The sequence below is a fragment of the Sorangiineae bacterium MSr11367 genome, from assembly GCA_037157805.1.
Classification (GTDB): Bacteria; Myxococcota_A; Polyangia; order Polyangiales; family Polyangiaceae; genus Pendulispora; species Pendulispora rubella.
In genome coordinates this window covers 12,499,681-12,516,725 of the sequence record CP089983.1, presented here as the reverse complement: position 1 = coordinate 12,516,725, position 17,045 = coordinate 12,499,681, and the positions used below count along the sequence as shown (strand labels likewise).

General features: G+C 63.9%; 15 protein-coding genes. 5 read left to right on the top strand and 10 right to left on the bottom strand.

Annotated features, from left to right (window positions below; genetic code table 11):
- Positions 1–497 precede the first annotated feature (497 nt).
- Together LVJ94_48705 and LVJ94_48700 are read right to left on the bottom strand one after the other, a co-directional pair.
- On the bottom strand, positions 498–2,216 hold the full coding sequence (locus tag LVJ94_48705; GenBank protein ID WXB04764.1) for a serine/threonine protein kinase: 1,719 nt from the start codon (positions 2,214–2,216) through the stop codon (positions 498–500).
- A gap of 74 nt (positions 2,217–2,290) precedes the next feature.
- Positions 2,291–3,979 (bottom strand): serine/threonine protein kinase, encoded by a 1,689-nt coding sequence (locus tag LVJ94_48700; protein ID WXB04763.1) that lies wholly within the window; start codon positions 3,977–3,979, stop codon positions 2,291–2,293.
- Between the two features lie 102 nt (positions 3,980–4,081).
- On the opposite strand from LVJ94_48700, the gene LVJ94_48695 reads away from it, so the two are divergent.
- The gene (locus LVJ94_48695) at positions 4,082–5,371 is read left to right on the top strand and encodes a hypothetical protein (GenBank protein WXB04762.1); all 1,290 of its coding nucleotides are present in this window, start codon (positions 4,082–4,084) and stop codon (positions 5,369–5,371) included.
- A gap of 122 nt (positions 5,372–5,493) precedes the next feature.
- Here LVJ94_48695 and LVJ94_48690 read toward each other — a convergent pair whose 3' ends face one another.
- From LVJ94_48690 to LVJ94_48680, 3 genes are all read right to left on the bottom strand, one after another.
- Positions 5,494–6,042, bottom strand: coding sequence for a zf-TFIIB domain-containing protein (locus LVJ94_48690; protein ID WXB04761.1), 549 nt, complete (start codon positions 6,040–6,042; stop codon positions 5,494–5,496).
- Between the two features lie 122 nt (positions 6,043–6,164).
- The gene (locus tag LVJ94_48685; protein ID WXB04760.1) at positions 6,165–6,839 is read right to left on the bottom strand and encodes a hypothetical protein; all 675 of its coding nucleotides are present in this window, start codon (positions 6,837–6,839) and stop codon (positions 6,165–6,167) included.
- Between the two features lie 355 nt (positions 6,840–7,194).
- Complete coding sequence (locus LVJ94_48680; GenBank protein WXB04759.1) at positions 7,195–7,893, bottom strand: DJ-1/PfpI family protein; 699 nt, start codon at positions 7,891–7,893, stop codon at positions 7,195–7,197.
- Positions 7,894–8,006: 113 nt separating this feature from the next.
- Here LVJ94_48680 and LVJ94_48675 point away from each other — a divergent pair, with 113 nt between their 5' ends.
- The gene (locus tag LVJ94_48675; GenBank protein ID WXB04758.1) at positions 8,007–8,951 is read left to right on the top strand and encodes a LysR family transcriptional regulator; all 945 of its coding nucleotides are present in this window, start codon (positions 8,007–8,009) and stop codon (positions 8,949–8,951) included.
- On the opposite strand, the gene LVJ94_48670 is transcribed toward LVJ94_48675, so the two are convergent.
- The gene (locus LVJ94_48670; GenBank protein ID WXB04757.1) at positions 8,929–9,576 is read right to left on the bottom strand and encodes a hypothetical protein; all 648 of its coding nucleotides are present in this window, start codon (positions 9,574–9,576) and stop codon (positions 8,929–8,931) included. The two genes, LVJ94_48675 and LVJ94_48670, sit on opposite strands and share 23 nt — an antisense overlap.
- 150 nt (positions 9,577–9,726) lie before the next feature.
- Between LVJ94_48670 and LVJ94_48665 the strand changes: the two genes are divergently transcribed.
- Positions 9,727–10,311: a TPMT family class I SAM-dependent methyltransferase gene (locus LVJ94_48665; protein ID WXB04756.1), complete on the top strand. Its 585-nt coding sequence runs from the start codon at positions 9,727–9,729 to the stop codon at positions 10,309–10,311.
- A 7-nt stretch (positions 10,312–10,318) separates the two neighbouring features.
- Here LVJ94_48665 and LVJ94_48660 read toward each other — a convergent pair whose 3' ends face one another.
- Positions 10,319–12,505, bottom strand: coding sequence for a hypothetical protein (locus tag LVJ94_48660; GenBank protein WXB04755.1), 2,187 nt, complete (start codon positions 12,503–12,505; stop codon positions 10,319–10,321).
- Positions 12,506–12,587: 82 nt separating this feature from the next.
- Positions 12,588–12,944, bottom strand: a complete 357-nt coding sequence (locus LVJ94_48655) for a YciI family protein (protein WXB04754.1) — start codon at positions 12,942–12,944, stop codon at positions 12,588–12,590.
- 87 nt (positions 12,945–13,031) lie between these two features.
- Between LVJ94_48655 and LVJ94_48650 the strand changes: the two genes are divergently transcribed.
- Positions 13,032–13,886, top strand: coding sequence for a hypothetical protein (locus LVJ94_48650; GenBank protein ID WXB04753.1), 855 nt, complete (start codon positions 13,032–13,034; stop codon positions 13,884–13,886).
- Positions 13,887–13,926: 40 nt separating this feature from the next.
- On the opposite strand, the gene LVJ94_48645 is transcribed toward LVJ94_48650, so the two are convergent.
- A complete protein-coding gene (locus LVJ94_48645; protein WXB04752.1) occupies positions 13,927–14,523 on the bottom strand; it encodes a hypothetical protein in 597 nt (198 codons plus the stop codon).
- 122 nt (positions 14,524–14,645) lie between these two features.
- On the opposite strand from LVJ94_48645, the gene LVJ94_48640 reads away from it, so the two are divergent.
- Complete coding sequence (locus LVJ94_48640) at positions 14,646–16,145, top strand: FAD-dependent monooxygenase (GenBank protein WXB04751.1); 1,500 nt, start codon at positions 14,646–14,648, stop codon at positions 16,143–16,145.
- Positions 16,146–16,182: 37 nt separating this feature from the next.
- Here LVJ94_48640 and LVJ94_48635 read toward each other — a convergent pair whose 3' ends face one another.
- A complete protein-coding gene (locus LVJ94_48635) occupies positions 16,183–17,025 on the bottom strand; it encodes a class I SAM-dependent methyltransferase (protein WXB04750.1) in 843 nt (280 codons plus the stop codon).
- Positions 17,026–17,045: the final 20 nt, after the last annotated feature.

Below are 17,045 nucleotides of genomic sequence, written 5' to 3'. Positions count from 1 at the left end.
TGCATGTGCTCTCGGTGCTCGCGGGGGCGCCATCGGAAGAGCACCCCGATGCGAAAGTGGCTATTGCGATGCACGCAGACGCAATCAACGACTCCCGGATGTCTTGCATTCGAGTCGAGCTCCTCGTAGATGGCTGCGAGCTGCGAGACGGCGCAATTCGCCCGTCCGCCAGCACCTTGCCCGGAGCAAAATTCCGGGTTCTCGTGCTCGCAGTCGTTGTTCAAGAAGGACCGCACCGACGCGAAGCCGTGAAGCTATCCAACTAGCTTCTACTGTGTGGTATGATGTGTTGAATTCTTACAGCGTTGCAGCGAACTTCTCCAAAAATTCACCTCATGCGTCGCGGCATCGTGAAGCGCAAAACCCGCGTGAATTGCACGCATGCGATGAGGGTACGCAAGGCAGAGCCTTGCCGAGCGACCCGACGCCCGAAACGGCTCAGCAAGTAGTCATGATGGAAGCCCAGGCGAAGATCTGGCGGCGACCTTTGAAGCCCGTCATTCCGGGATCATTCCTCGGAAATGCATGCTCACGTGCACGTGCGCATTCCCCTCTACACCGCCGACGAAATCGAGCTCGGCACGGCCCTCGAAACCGCCTCCGAAGCGATCGTCCGCGCTGGTGAGTGTGATGTTGCCGGTGGCGCCACTGAAATACTGGCCCTGGTAGCGCCCTGGCCATCCCGCGTTTTCGGAGTCCATGGCCGCCAGAGACGCGTCGACATCGTCGGCCCGACGCTTGGAGGCGTTGGCGTTCTTTGGGTTGATCACGTACGTACCGGGCTTGAGAGGCTTCGGAAGCCTGAGGTTCACGTGGTAACTCCCATTGTCGAGCGAGGCGGAGAAGGTGGTCTGTCCGTCCCAGTTCGGGTCGCGGTAGCCCAGCGTCACCAAGCGAGCCACCTGATAGTGCCGCACGTCTGCGCCGTCGAGTGTGACGGTGGTATCGGCCACGCCGACACGTCCGGGCTCACAGACATTGCGCCCCAGCACGCAAATCTCCTGAGATGGATTGTGGCACGCATACGTCTGATCGCACGATTTCGGTTTCACATGTGGCCATACGAGTGCGGCGGCTCCCAGGACGAGAAGCGCGCCGAGCGCCCCACCCAAGACGAGAATCGGCCGCGCGATCCGTCGCGGCGCAAGACCGGTGAGCCCGTGAGGTCCCGTGTGCACGGTCGACGCGAGCGCGCTGGGGGTTGCGGCGGCGTTGGGCGCTTGCATCACCCCCGGGTCGATGATCACGGTGGGTGGCGCAGGAGCAATGGGCGCCGAGGCCCCCCTCGTTGCCGTGGCCTCGAGCGCGGCGAGCAATGCCCCCGCATCGGGATAGCGCTCGGCGGGACGGAGCGCCAACGCGCGCGTCAACACGGCTTCCCAAGGGCCGGAATTCACTCCGCGCCTTGCGGGTGTCGGGCGCTGCGGCGCGAGCACCTGTGCATAGAGCATCGTGGGATCCGACGCATCGTACGGCGGCCGATCGGTGAGCACCTCGGTGAGAATGAGGGCCATGGCATGCACGTCGGTCCATGGCCCGCTCCGCGCGCGCGTGATTTGCTCCGGCGCGGCGTATTGCGGTGAGAAGGCCGCGAACTTTCCTTGCGTGCGCGTCTCGCCCGACGTCGTCACCTCCCCCTCGGCCATGGCCTTCGCGATACCGAAGTCCATCAGACGGGCGCTTGGACCGCGCGGGTGTGGGAGCAACATGATGTTCGCGGGTTTGAGATCCCGATGCGCAATACCGTGCTCGTGCGCAAACGCCACGGCTTCGAGCACGGGGCGCATGAACTCCAGCGCCTCGGCTGGCGTGCGCCCCGCCTTGCCGCGACGTCGCTGGAGCGCGTCCGCGAGTGTCTCTCCGGCGAGCCACTCGAGGGCCATCCACGGCACGCGCTCGCCCGTGGACAACGCGGCAACGCCGAAGTCCAGGATGTTCACGATGTTGGGGTGGCGCAGACGCGCAATGGTCTTGGCCTCGTGCGCGAACATCTCGATCCAGGTTGCGCGGACGGTGTCGTTGAACTCCGGCGGAGTCTTGAGCACTTTGAGCGCAACAGGGACATCGAGCGATAGCTGCGTTGCGGCGTAGATCACACCAAAGCCGCCCTCCGCCACCACGCGCTCGACGCGAAATTTTTCGGCGAGCGTCGTCCCCACGAGCCCGAAGCGATCGAACGTGCCTGGTGCGTTCGGCGCACGATCCTCTAGTGTCATCGCCGCCAGCCTACACGACCGCAGGCCTATCGCCACCCGAAGCCAAGTTGCGTTTTCGCGTCGCGAATATCGGTCTACTGCTTGATTGTCGCGCGGAAGTGCATGCTCACGTGCACGCGCGAGGTCTTGTCCGCACCACCGACGAAATCGATCTCCGCGCGGCCCTCGAAGCCGCCGCCGTAACGATCGTCTGCGGCGGTGAGTGTGACGTTGCCGCCCTCGGGTAGATACCCACCCTCGAAGCGCCCCGGCCACCCGGGCTTGCCAAAGTTCGCCGCGAAGAGCAAAGCCTGGGATTTGTCGGCGCCGACCGTCATGGGATGTTCCAGCGATATCGGGAACGTGCCCACCGTGAGACGCGGCGGAAGGTCAATCCTCACGGTGTACGCATTGTCGATGCCAACCTGAAACATCGTGCGCCCTTGCGTCGACTGGCGGTACATCAGCGTGAACAACCGGGCGACCTGATAGCGCCGCACGCCCGCACCGACGAGCGTCACTGTGGTATCCGCCACGCCCGCATGCGAGGTCTCACAGACGCCTTTGAGCGAACAGATCTGCTGCGATGGCTCGGGACACGTGAACGTCTCGTCGCATGGCCGCGATCGAACATGGTGCACCAGGAACGTCGTGGCTGCCGCGAGCACACCCGCCCCGAGCGCGCCCCCCATGACGAACGCCCACGAGGAGATCCGCCGCGGCGCGGATCCCGTGAACCCACGCGGTCCCGTGGCCACGGCGTCTGCGTCGAGCAGGCTTGGGTCGACGATCACGCTCGGTTCCGTAAGCGACGCCTGCCGTGGAAGCACGGTCGAAAGCCCCATCGCCTCGTCGAGCGCGGCGAGAAATGCGCCCGCATCGGGGTAGCGATCGGCCGGGCGCAGCGCGAGAGCGCGGGTCAACACCGCCTCCCAAGGGCCAACATCGACGCCACGCCGCGCGGGCGTCGGCCGCGACGATGCGAGCACCTGGGGGTAGAGGACGGAGGGATCCGCAGCGCTGTCGTAGGGTCGCTGATCGGTCAGTACCTCCGTGAGGATCAGAGCCAGGGCGTGCACGTCGGTCCACGGTCCCGTGCGCGCTCGCGTGATCTGCTCGGGCGCGGCATACTGCGGAGAGAACACCGCGAACGTCCCCTGCGTGTGCGTCGCGCCCGACGTGGTCACCTCGCCCTCGGCCATGGCCTTCGCGATCCCGAAGTCCATCAAGCGCGCCAGCGGGCCGCGCTTGTGCGCGAGCAACATGATATTTTCAGGTTTGAGGTCGCGGTGCGCTATCCCGTGCTCGTGCGCGAACGCCACGGCTTCGAACACCGGACGCATTAACTGCAGCGCCTCGCCGGGCGAGCGACCGCCTGCCTTGCGGCGCCTCACCCGAAGCGCCCCAGCGAGCGTCTCCCCCGCAAGCCATTCGAGTGCCATCCACGGCGCGTTCCCGCCGGTGGGCAGCGCCACGACGCCATAGTCGAGTATATGCACGATGTGGGGGTGGCGCAGGCGCGCGACCGTCTTGGCCTCGCGCGCGAACATCTCGATCCAGGTTGCGCGGACGGTGTCGTTGAACTCCGGCGGAGTCTTGAGCACTTTGAGCGCGACCGGCAAGTCGAGGGACAACTGCGTCGCGGCGTACACCACGCCAAAGCCTCCCTCGGCCACGACACGCTCCACGCGAAATTTCTCGGCGAGCGTCGTGCCCACGAGCCCGAACCGATCGGGCGTACCCCACGGGCCCGGTGCGTTCCGCGCGCGGTCATCCGGTATCATCGGCGCCAGGGTACACCACCACTGGCCTATCGCCACCCAGCCGGCTTGTCGCGGCGTCGCGACAATTCGTCCGCGCCTATTTTCGGTTACAAGCAGGACTTCATGCTCGCAACGGCAGAAAATCCCACGGTGCGATGGTCCCACGGACCCCGCATCGGCTTTCGCTTCGTCGGCACGTATCTACTTCTCTATACGCTCCCATTCCTGCTCGGGATGATGCCCGGAATTGATTCGTGGTGGTGGGACACGGCGGACAAACCGTGGCTGATGCTGGCTCGGTGGGTGGGCCGCCACATGCTGCATCTGAGGACGGAGGTGACGCCCTTCCACGATGGCAGCGCCGATACGACCTACGGTTACGTAAGGGTCGTTTGCACGCTAGCCGTCTCGATCGGCGTGACGGCCGGATGGTCGTTCTTGGACCGCAGAAGGATGAACAACGCTACGCCTCACGACTGGCTGCACCTCTTGCTGCGATACAACCTCGGCTCCGCGCTGCTCCTGTACGGCATCGTCAAAGTCATCAAGGTCCAGTTTCCATTTCCGCTGGGGCGTCTCGTGCAGACGTTCGGCGAGTCGTCACCAGCGGGACTCCTCTGGTCATTCATGGGATTCTCGACGGCCTACACTTTTTTCGCCGGTGCAGTGGAATTACTCGCGGGTGCGCTCCTCCTTTTTCGGCGCACCACCACCCTCGGAGCGCTCGTCGCCTGTGGCGCTCTGTCCAACGTGGTGATGCTCAATTTCAGTTACGACGTACCGATCAAGCTCTATTCATCGCACTTACTCTTAATAGCCATCTTGCTCCTCGTCCCCGAGCTGACACGGCTCGCCAATGTCTTCTTGCTCAATCGGCCATGCGAGCCCGCAAGGCTCTATGGCCCGAAGTTCGAGCGACCGTGGATGAATGGCACCCTCGTGGCCGTCCAGATGCTCCTGATGGGCGCCATCGTGGTCTCGAATGTCGTGAACTCGGTGGAACGCTACCGCAAACAACATCACGTTGCGAGCTCGGGCCTCTATGGCATCTACGAGGTCGAGACCTTCGTCCGAAACGGAGAGACGATTCCGCCACTGCTCACGGAGCGCACGCGTTGGCGCTGGGTTACCGTCCAAGGAAGCTTGCTATCGATCACGCCCGTCGAGGGTCCGGGCGAGAGGTATTCATCGAAACACGACGAGAAAAAGCAGGAACTGACCCTTTCACGGGCAATGGATCCTGACACCAAATACGTCCTCTCCTATACGAAGACAGACGACGGCCGTTTCACCTTCCGTGGAACCTTGAAAAACGATGCCGTCGTAGCCGAGATGCGGAGGGTGGACGAATCGCGGTTCCTCCTTGTCCATCGAGGCTTTCATTGGATCAACGAGAGTTTTCTCAATAGGTGATACAGCCCGCTCCAGCAGAACCAGAGCTCGCAGGACCAGATGCGTCCATGTTCCCAGCCGACTTTGGCCGCCAATGCCTACTAGCATCGTGGGCACGGGAATGCCGTACCGTATCGATGCCTCTAATCACCATCGCCGCCGCCGCCCCCGTCACCGCCATCGCCGCCGTCACCATCCGAATCACTGTCACCCGAGTCGCCGAAGTCGAATCCCCAACCACCATCACCGCCGCCCGAACTCCCGTCCCCCCGGTCGCGATGGTAATCGGCGGGGTTGAATCGTAGGGGTTCGGGAAAGTTGTCGAAGGTGGGGGGAGCCTTCTGGAGAACTCTCGCCACCGCCTGGAACTCGTATCGATCGAACCACGTTCCGTGCGCGTCGCAGAGGTCGATCTCGATGAGCGTCTGGTCAACCGTAATCCGTCGCAGAGAACCATGACACACGGGACATTTCGGCTCCCGCTTGGGAACCGGATGCGGCACCGACTTTCGCGCCGCAAGGTCCGCGAGCGCGATGGCGTCCATGTCGAGCCGCTCGAACATGCGCCTCGCAAGGTCATTGCCGATCCACACGCCGCCGCAGATGCCGCATCCGTGGAGTGCGCTCGAGCCCTGGGTGCCTTCGTAAAGCGGTCGCCCGGTGCAGTGCGGGCATTCGAGATTTCCTGTCATGGATCGATCGTATGCACGTGCGCGCGTGCGCGGCAAATGGCGGCTCACCTGCGCCGAGACTGTGAGCTGGGATACTCGCAACGTTGCGACGATATCTCGAGATCGACGGGGGTCGCGCCTGGTCAGCGGCCATGTATGCGATCCACGTCTCCTCCTACGCTGCCTCGCTTCCAGAGCCAGACGGCGAGCAGCGAATAGATCATCACCACACTCGGAAAGAAAATTGCGTCGTTGATGGGTTGAAGCGCATCGATGCCCGCGAAGCCGAGCACGCGGACGAAGCGGCGCACCGTATCGATGATCCACGCTGCGAACGCGAGCCGCGCGAAACGCCCACGCTCGGTGCGCATCGCCAGGGTGAAACTTGCATTGGCGACGAGAGTCGCGAGGATGAGTGGAAAGTAAATCGCAGAAACGATCTGGTCCCAGGTTGCGACGCGTTCTATGAGTAGAAGCTTCACCGACTCGACCTGAGTGCTCTGATATTCGGCCGCCCAACGCTGGGTTACAAAAAAGAAATCAATCGACCGATATCCGAGGTCGAAGGCGCCAAAGAGTAGGGCGGCAGCAAAGCCGACGAGCGCGGCGCCCGGCGCGCGCTTGGCACGCTCGAACGCCGTGGCCATGTAGACGCCCAGCATCGCCAAGATGCTGAACATGATCACGACCGCACGAACTCGATCGATGGGCATGTTGCGAATTTCGAGCGCCACCCTCGGAGAGCTCTCCGGCGGGATGAAAAACCAAATTGCCACATGCTGAAACAATTGCGCCGCCACTACGAGCACCGCGCACACGGCGCCCGCGCGGCAGAGCGGCCCGAGCGCCGCCTGATAGCGATCCGTCGAATCGCGCGATGGGCGTGAAACAGCAATCGTCATGATGCCTCCCGTCGAAAAGAGTCGCGCACGTGGAGCGCTCCAACGCGTGCGCGGTCCGACCCTGTCTATTTCGAGGCTGGTTTCGCATTCGCGCGCGCGGTCGAAGCGTTTCCATGAGTGTGACATTCGTCCTTCCTCTCCGCGCGCGCGAGCCGTTTGCAGCTAGTGAGGTATTGGTGCAGGGAGTGGCCATTCGCGGCCCCGCGCGCGACATGAGGGCGCATCTCGCGCCACAGTCATTCGGAGAGCGTGTGTCTGGTGCCGTCGATGATCAGTCGGGCAGGAAGACCATCTCATAACTATCCTGTGCGGCGGCGGCCAATTCCGGTTCAAGGCCCATCATTGGACCGTTGGCCTGAAGCAGTACGTCGCCGTGCAATGCGAGCGAATCCCAGTTTGCGGCCAGCCCCCTGGCGGTTTCGCGGCCGAACAGCTGCGCAACCAGTGCGATGGTGCTCGGATGGACCGTGCCTCCGCCTCCGGACGTGAAGATCTTGTTCTTGGCGTCCACGTGCCAAGTCAGCCGGGGGTTGAGCACGTTGGCACCGAGCTTCGGCAGGCGGCGAGCCAGCGCCACCGGACAAGTGATTGCCTTGCCATCGAGGATACCAGAGCGGAAGAGGACGCCGACACCCGAGCAGTTGGCGGCCACCCAGCGGCCCTCGGCGTGGTGCTTGCGGATCAAATCCAAGATCGCCGGGTTCTGTGAGGCAGGGCCTCCGCCCAGGCCACCCGGCACATAGAGCACATCGAACCGATCCGCGGGGGTAAGAACCCGGTCGGTCTTGATTTCCGTGCCCATATGCGTCGCGACGGGACCCGGCTCGAAGCCGCCAATCGACACGTGCAGCTGCCGGCCTTGCTCCGCGAAGCCCCAGGCCAGAGCCCGCAAGAGTTCCCAGGCCGTCAGCAGGTCCTGCTCGCTGACCCGAGGGAAGGTGAGGAAATGGATGGATTGGATATCGTTCATGATGGCTCGCTCCTATGGAAGGCGCCGCCTTTCGGGCCTTCACCGACAGGAGGAATAGGAGCGTTCACTATTGCCTTCATAGTGACGCAAATGGGTTGTATCCGTTCCAAATAGTGAACACCCTGCCTTACTCGCTCGATGACCTCTATTGGTTCGCCCTGATCGCAGACGCCGGCAGCCTGTCGCGCGCCTCACGTCACTACAATGTCGCCAAGTCGACGCTCTCGCGCCGGCTGGCGCGGCTCGAGGAAACGACGGGGATGACCCTTGTCCAGCGCAACTCGGCGGCCTCCAGCTTGACCGATGCCGGCGCGCAGTTGCTGGAGGAGGCGTGGCCACTGATCCGGCGGCTGGAAATGCATTCGAACGAGTGGATCGGTCGTGAAGCAGACCCGCGCGGGCTGGTCCGGCTTTCGGCTTCGGGAGCTTTCGGACACCTCGTCGTGTTGCCGATCGTGCTCGATTTCATGCGCAGGTACCCGCTCGTCGATGTCGAAATGGAGATGACGGACCGGCGGGTCGACCTCGTCGCCAATGCGATCGACATTGCGGTGCGGATCGGCGCGATGGCGGACTCGGATCTTCTCGCGCGCAAGGTTGCGACCGTACGGCGCATCCTGTGTGCCAGCGCCGATTATGCGAAAGCGCGGGGCCTACCCGCGCATCCAGACGAACTGGAGAACCACGACATCCTCGTCCAGTCTCGGAACGCGGCGACGCTCGAACTGCAATCGAACGGCAAAACGCGCGCGATCACCCTCCGCAGGCGGCTCCTATTGGCTCCTTCCGACGAGTTACTCGTACCGGTGCAGGCAGGCCTCGGCATTGCCCATCTCGGCGAAATCCAATGCGCCCGGCATCTCGGGACCGGCGCGTTGGTGCGTGTCCTGCCGGAGTGGGAAATTCCTGAATTCGAGGTCTATCTCGTCAGCCCGAACCGGCGTTATCGGCCTCCGGCCGTCAGGATGCTCATGGACGAACTCGCGCGACGTATCCCCAGCGTCTGTGAAAGTTTGATATCGAAAAAGGCTGCGCTCAGAAGTACGAAACCCCGATGAGAAACCACCACGCCCCCTCGGAGAATGGGCCCGCGAGGGGAACGTCGCGCCGCGCGAGCAGCGACAGGGACCCGGGGCGCTCGGTCGGCCCCCAGCGGAGGCTGGCCTCGGGGCTCACGCTCAGTCGCGCCTTTTCGTCGTAGTCGGCGAGCTGCGCACCGAGGCCGAAGCCGAGGCCGAGCGGCGAGGTCGCGGGCTGGAACAGGTAGCGGTAGCCCGCGCGGGCCGAAAGCCCCTCCCCGAGGACGGTGCCGCCTTCAACCGCGAAGCGGTGACGCGGCGTTCGCCAGCACCCTCGTTCGTCTTCGTTCCCATCGAGACCGATACTCACGCTCCAAAGGATGGCCGCGCGGGCTCGATCGCGTAGGAGCAGCGCCGGGGACGGGACGATCGCGGCCAGCCCGCGCCAGTAGATGTCTTTGAAAACATCCGCGACCCGACCCATGCCCTGATAGACGTCAGCGTCCGTGATGTGGCCGCCGTGCGGCCGGGGGGGCGGCAGGTAGTCGCTACACGCCGGCCCACTGGGGGTTTGCATCGCGGGCGGCAAGGCCTGTGCGGCCGCACCGCCGGGGAGGAGCGCGGAGATTGCGAGGACGAGGGGCCAGGTGCGCGGGCGGTGCACCGAATTTCGACGGCGAAGGCGCGCCCCCCATTCAGATTTTCTTCGCCGAAGGGGCTTTGCGCACGGCAGCCGGCATGAAGAAGTTGGCTTGCCTGCCCCCGCCGTCGCAGCAGCAATTGCCGCACGGCACGGCAGCTGTACATTGGCGCGATGCCGAAGACGCCCTGGAATGACGACTATGCCGCAGGTGATCTGCCTTGGGATATCGGCCAGCCTGACCCGCGGCTGGTCGAATTCGTCGAGTCCGGAGCCGTTGTGCCGGGACGCGCGCTCGATGTGGGTTGCGGTACGGGCACCGACGCCGTCTGGCTGGCCGAGCGCGGCTTCGACGTGCTCGGCGTCGACATCGCGCCACTCGCCGTGGAGCAGGCGCGTTCGAAGTTGGGGGCTTCGAAGCTGCGCTGCCGGTTCGCGACGTTCGATTTCCTTGCCGACGCGCTGATGGAACCCCCGTTTGACTTCGTGTTCGACCGCGGCTGCTTCCATGGGTTCGAGAAGGTCGAGGAGCGATCGCGATTTGCGGGCCGGGTCGCCGCTTCGCTGACCACGGGCGGGTTGTGGCTCAGCTTGATCCGCAGCACCGAAGGGCCGGCACGCGACCTCGAGACACCGGGCCGTTCCGCGTGCGACGTGGTTTGTGCGATCGAGTCCGGGCTCGAGATCCTGGAACTGCGCTCGATCCCATCCCAGATAGAATCGGCCAGGGCGTGGTTTTGCCTGTCTCGCAAGCGATGATGCGAGGCTATTCGAATAGGCGATCGAGGTCCCACACCGATGCCGAGAAGTCGTCGGAAATGACCACCGCGTGGCGCTGGTCCGTGGTGACGACGCCAAACGTAGGTGACGACGGTAGCCCCAGACGAATGGCTCGCACCGCGCAATCTCGTAGGCGCCAGACGTGGAGTTCCTTGGACGCGACACGGGACTTCGAACGGACGGCCACCAGCGCGTGGTCGGCGCCGAGGGCGACAAAATCAGCTTCGTCCGCCCGTTCCGAGCACTTCTGCCGAGTCTCGAGAGATGGAAGCTCGTAGGGCTGAATCGAGTAACCGTGTTCCTCTCCATCGAATACAGCAGCCCTTTTTGCATCCTCCGAAACCCACGCGGGGCCCCGCCATTCGTCGGCCTTTTTCGTACCTGACACCGAATGCTCTTCCCCGTCGTCCGCGCGCACGTCCATGGTCCAGAGCTTCTCCGAATGCGATGCATGGGCGATATGGGCGCCGGTTTCGGACACGCCCGCCGAATCTGGTCCAAAGAAGCCGTCCCACGGCTCGGACGAGCGGCCCGCCCGCTTGCTATCCACGAGAATCGCACGGCGTGCGCCCGTCCTTAGGTCGATGAGGGACCTTCGTGGAGGCGCAGTCCCATCTAGGTCGCGGTTGTGCTCACGAAGTGCGAGCCAGGTCGTACGCAATCCAGCATACAATTTCGCTCGGAATTCCCCGATCGCCGAAAAGACCTCCTCCGCAGCGCCGCCTTCGAAGCGTCCAGCCCTTACTCGCCGATGGGGACCTTTGCTGCTTTCGCACTGTTCGAGAAAAAAGAGGCTTTCGCGCGTCAGGAGGTTCACGCTGAAATCGCATTCCGATACCCATGGTGCAGGCACGGCAGCACCGTCGATCGAAAAAATATGCTTTCCAGAATATGCGAGCCGCCCGTCGCTCGAAAAGGTCCCCGGCGCAAGCCCGAGGAGTGAAGGATAGAACGCGGGAGAACCCTCCCCCAGCGCTTGCTCGACGGGTGCGCGGTAAAGCCATACACCGGAACGCCCGTCGGCTACCCAAATCGCGAATCCGTCGTTCAAAAACGCGATGGATGCCGCATGGCGTGCAAGCCCCTTCACAGGGCGATCTACCCCGTCATGAAGGTCGATGCCGTGAAGCGTATGCTCACGTTCGTTCGGTCCTTTCGGATGGGCCACGAAGATGGACCGTCCGTCGTTGGCAACGGTTGCACGATCGAAGGAAGGCCGATTCAGCGCGGGGGCGACCTTTGCTCCACGTGCATCGAGCATCGCCAAGGTCGCTCCCGGAGCGGCTTCCTCGGTGGCCGGCTTGGCCCCCAGGGACCAGAGCGTCCATTCTTTCCCCTTTTCACCTCCCACCCGGAGAAGGTCGCGAGGGTCATTCGTTTGATGATTCGGGAAATCCCTACTCCAGAGGCGCGCGCCTGTATTTGAATCATGAATCGATGTACCGGTTCGCGTCCCGATCGCAAAGCGCTGGCCCCGGGGGAAGCTACGAAGCGCCGGCGCTTGTCCCAGAATGGAGACCTCGAGCAAGGCGCGACATCTCGTCCCTTCGCCGTTGCAACGTTCGACGCGTGCCGTCGTAGAACCCCGGCTGACGCACGCGCGCAGCAACTTGTCCGACGCCTCGGCGAAATCGATGGCGCAAACGGAATTCTCGGGGGTTGGCATGGCGCTTACCCGATGGGTTTCGACGTCGAAGAGCTCCGCATTGGCTCCGTCGATCCCAAGGAGTGCCCTGCCGTCGGGCGAAACACGGACATCGTGCCATATGCGTTGCGTCGCTGGGTGACTCTGCTGCTTTTTGGCGAGATCGACGAACGTCGTCCCCCCGCCGTGCAGGTCGACAATCAACACGCGATCGCGATCGATGGCAACGATGCGCGTTCCCCCCGCACTGTGCGGTCCAAGAACGCCCGCACTCGCCGGAAGACCGAACGTGCCGATGCGTGCGGCGTTCGATGGATCGGGAGCTTCCGAGGCGCGACACGGATCCGCGCAGGGCTCGTAGGGGGCCAAAGCCGCCGGCGCGGCAGAAGCCTCGGCCGGCGCATCCTCGACGGGCTTCTTTGCCGAGCGACAGCCCGCCAAAAGGAGAACGACGAAGGCCAAAGGCGCCCACCGCATTGCGATATGAAGGGTCCATCCGAGTCCCATACAGCGTCCAGTACGCTTCACGGCGAAAGCTTCTTCCCGAAAAGCGCGGGGCGGATGGACCTCGCCGCCGTCCAGGGACTGGTCGCGGAGAATGCTCTTTCGATCAGTCGTCGGCCGGGTCGTGCATGAACTTGCGGACGTCTTGCGCACAGCGGCAGGCGACCGCGATCTTTGCGGCCCACGCCAGGGCCGCCTCACGAGAAGGTACGTCGACGATGGCGAAGCCGCCGATGAGCTCCTTGCTCTCCGGAGATGGAACGTCGGTGACCACACCGTCGACGGTCACCACGGCGGGTTCTGCGTCGCCGTCGTCGTATTTCAGGCCGCCAGAAAAGACGAACACGCCGGAGTCCTTGGCCTCCTGGATCACCGCATGGGCGGCCTTGCCCACCTCGGGGAAATCCTCCTCGGGAATGTGGTCCATCGCGCCCCTCTCGAACGAGATCAGGTACTTTGGCATCTCATCTCTCCTTGTCCCCCCGACAGGCTAACAGGAAGCTCGCCCATCGTCTCCGCTTCGAAGCTCGATCTGGGCGATACTCGGCACATGCGCTTACGCACGGCCCTCCTCGCCCTTCTTCTTTCGCTCGTGCATTGCCGCGAGCGTGCCACGCCCTCGGGACCGCCCAGTGCCGAGGATGCCGCTCCCTCGAATAGCGGCACGGCACCCCCGCCCGATCCCGATGCGGGAGGGCCGCTCGTCGTCGCGCCGGTCGCGCGGACGGTCGTTCCATTTGCTCTCCATCGCCCCCCATGGGGAGGCACAGAAAAAAGCATGACGGAGACGACGTCGGCGCAGCCCGTGTACTTGCCGCAATTCTTTCCCGACTGCCGGGATCCCGTGCCTATCTCGCGTTGGACCAAGGCCGGCAAGGCCGGAAGGTCGCTTTGGGATGTAACGGCCTATCGCTGCGCGGGCGAGATCCCCGGACGCGTGCTGCCGTCGTGGGAGAGCGACGGGTCGTTCTTCGTCTATGGCGGGCGCCGCGATGTTGTCATCGAGCTCGACAGCCGCGCCAAAGGTGGGCCAACACCGTCGCAGTGGCGTAGCTACATCGATAAAGCCATTGCGAATCTCCTGCCGTCCACGCCGAAGTTCATGGCTCCCGCACCCACGGCTCCGGTCGATCGCAAGAAGGCCAAGGCCTTCATGGCGAAGCTGCAAAAGGCGGTCGGCGCGTCACTGGCCCTGGAGTGCGCCCATGAGCAAGACGGCGGCAACGAACAGAGAGCGCTCGGCGCCGAGATGGATCGCGTCATCCCTTCCAACCAGGGAAACTTCGAGCAAGTTCTCCACGACGTGCTCATTTGCCGAATATGCTCCCGTGACACCGATCGATGCTCCGCCGCGCTCGAGTCGGTCGAAGCCGCCGATGCATGGGTCGAGAAGTACGCGAAATAGTGAAGATACCGGCGTAATGGCCATTCGACAGCGGTGAGTGTCAGGAAGCGCTGGAACGCACGAGAATATCCCCGCGTGCAACGTGCTTTCGAAGCCCGTGGCGGTAAGCGTCCCCCTCCTGCGCTTCCACGAAGAGCTCCTCGAATCGCGTCGCGTGCACGGTCACACTCGCATTCATCTCCACGCGTGATTCCAGGATGACAGCCTTCGACGTGAGAACCGCATGCACCGCATCGCTCGATACTTCGGCGGCCGCAAGGTAGGAGCTTACTTCCGCGCGGCCATCCGTATCACCCCACTCGCCATCGACATAGATGGGCCCTTTGGGTACCGAGATGATATGGCCATCTTTGGTCCGAATCTCGAACCCCTCCGTCCATCCGCCGCGGTGCAACTGCACGAACTCGTCATGCTCCTCGCCCTCCATGCGGCCGAAAACGACACCATACGCGACGCAGGATACCTGACCGGGTGACACCGTCATTTTTCCAGCGACGACGATGCCCTCGAAACTCGTCACCAGATTCAACTTCGGCGCAGCACTCTTTACTTCCGGGGGCGGCTGAAGTTTTTTGAGACCTATGGCCGCCCCCGCGACACCGGCGGCCAAGAGTAGAAACAACAGCCATTCAGGCATGCCAAAGGGTATCCCACGCACAAAAAGAAAAGGAGAGCGACCTCGGTCTCTCTCCACTTCACACCTTATGCCAGAGATGGGGGCTTGCGGCAAGGCCCCCATCACGATGCACACTCCTGCGCATGATGAAACACGCGGTCGTGATCGTGGGTGGGGGGCCTACCGGATTGATGTTGGCTGCGGAGCTGGCGCTTGCGCGCATCGACGTTGCGGTCGTCGAGAGACGCAAGGACCAATCGGTCACGGGCGCTCGCGCGGGCGGGCTCCATGCGCGCACCATCGAGGTGCTCGACCAACGCGGTGTCGCGGAGCGCTTTCTCTCCGCGGGCACCGTCATGCAGATCACCGGCTTCGCCATGGTCATGCTCGACATTTCCGACTTTCCCACTCGGCATGCCTACGGGCTCGCGCTCGCCCAAGAAGGGATCGAACGCGTGCTCGCGGCGTGGGTCGACGAGCTCGCGGTTCCTATTTACCGCGAGCGCGATGTCATCGACTTCACGCAGGATGACGCGGGGGTGGACGTCCAGCTCTCCGATGGCAGCGCCATACGCGCTCAGTACCTCGTCGGATGCGATGGCGGCCGCAGCATCGTTCGCAAGAAGGCCGGCATCGAGTTTCCCGGATGGGATCCGTCGCTCAGTTACCTGATTGCCGAATGCCAGGCGGCCGAAGAACCCGCATGGGGCATTCGTCGTGACGAACGAGGCGTCAATGGTCTCGCCAAACTGGATGATGGGAAGCGCATGCGCATCCTCGTGAATGGGCCGCCCGTCATCCGGCAAAGTGAGGAGACGCCGACGCTCGACGAGCTTCGCGCTGCGCTCGTCGGGGTCTGGGGGACGGACTTCGGCGTGCACAACGTCACGTTCATCTCGCGGTTCAGCGATATGACTCGGCAGGCGGCGGCCTATCGAGAGAGGCGAGTGCTCTTGGCTGGTGACGCGGCGCACGTGCATTCGCCCGCCGGCGGACAAGGGCTCAACATCGGAGTCCAGGACGCCGTGAACTTGGGATGGAAGCTCGCCCAAGTCGTGAATGGCACATCGCCGGAGAATTTACTCGACACCTACCAGGCCGAGCGGCACCCGATTGGCGCGCGCGTGCTCAAGCTCACCATGGCGCAGACGGCGATCATGCGCGGCGACGAGCGGACTCTGGCCATGCACGAGCGCTTGGCCGAGCTGCTCCAGATGGACGAGCCTCGCCAGCACACCGCCGCGATGATGTCGGGTCTCGGTATCCGCTACGACCTTGGCGAGGGACACCCGCTGCTCGGACGACGCATGCCGGATCTCGATCTCGAGATGGACCACGACGGCAGCTCGAAGCGCGTCTTCACCCTGCTGCACCATGCTCGACCGGTGCTGATCCATTTCGGTGAGCCTGGTGTGCTCGACACCGCTGCTCCGTGGAAGGATCGCGTTCAACGCGTCGGCGCTCGATACACGGGCGCGTGGGAGCTCCCGGCGCTCGGCGCGGTCGATGCCCCCAAGGCGGTGCTGATTCGGCCCGACGGATACGTCGCATGGATCGGAGACAGCACCGGCAAAGGACTTCGCGAGGCCCTCACGAACTGGTTCGGACGGCCCGGCGAGGAGCGAGCCGAGCCTCTCTCGTGAGCAGAGCCCCGGCCAAGATCGCACCGTTATATGCAGTTTACACCTTCTCGGCCACGACCATGCGCTCGCCCAAGGCGCCCGCCGTTTCCTCCGCTGATTCGTCGGAAAAGCGCGCAGCGAATTCGACCCGGTTCTCGTCGCTCAATGCGCGAAACCGCACGCCCTCGAGTAGGCGTGTCGCATGCTCCCGGCGCATCAATCCGAGCTGCGGCTCGCCGCTGCGCGACAAGATCCAGCGGCGCAGATTGCGACGGATGAGCGGCTCGTGGCGGCGCGTCGCAGGCTCGAGGTACGTCATGGCCAATCGGCTCCCGGGCGGGACGAGTTTGGAAAGTTTCGAGAGCGTTTCTTCGACCGCTCGATGCGGCAGGTACATGGTGACGCCTTCCCAAATCACGAACGCGCGCTCGTCCGTGCGCAGCCCGGCGTCGCGCAGGGCGTTTCCCAAATCGTCGTGCGCGAAGTCCACGGGCACGTACCGGAGCGATTCCGCCGGTGATCGCAGCGACGCCGCACGGGCGCGTTTGAACTGCTGCGTGGCCGGATGGTCGACCTCGAAGACGTGCACGCCCTGCAGAAGGTCGAGCCGGTACGCCCGTGCGTCGAGCCCCGCCCCGAGGATCACCAACTGCCGGACACCGAGGCGGTAAGCCTCGCCCCATGCGGTGTCGATGGCGCGCGAGCGCAAAGCGACGGTGTCGATGAGGCCGCGCGATGCGACCCACCACCGCTGCCCCAGGCCCTGCCGACCTTCGAGCAACCACTGCGCGCCCTGCACGACCCGCCCCACGGAGGGCGGCAGCAACTGCGCGGCAAACGGATCGGAGAAGTCGCGAACGCGCGTGACGCCCAACGTATTGAGTGCACGAAAAAAGGCCACGATGGTGGATGTGGTACTTG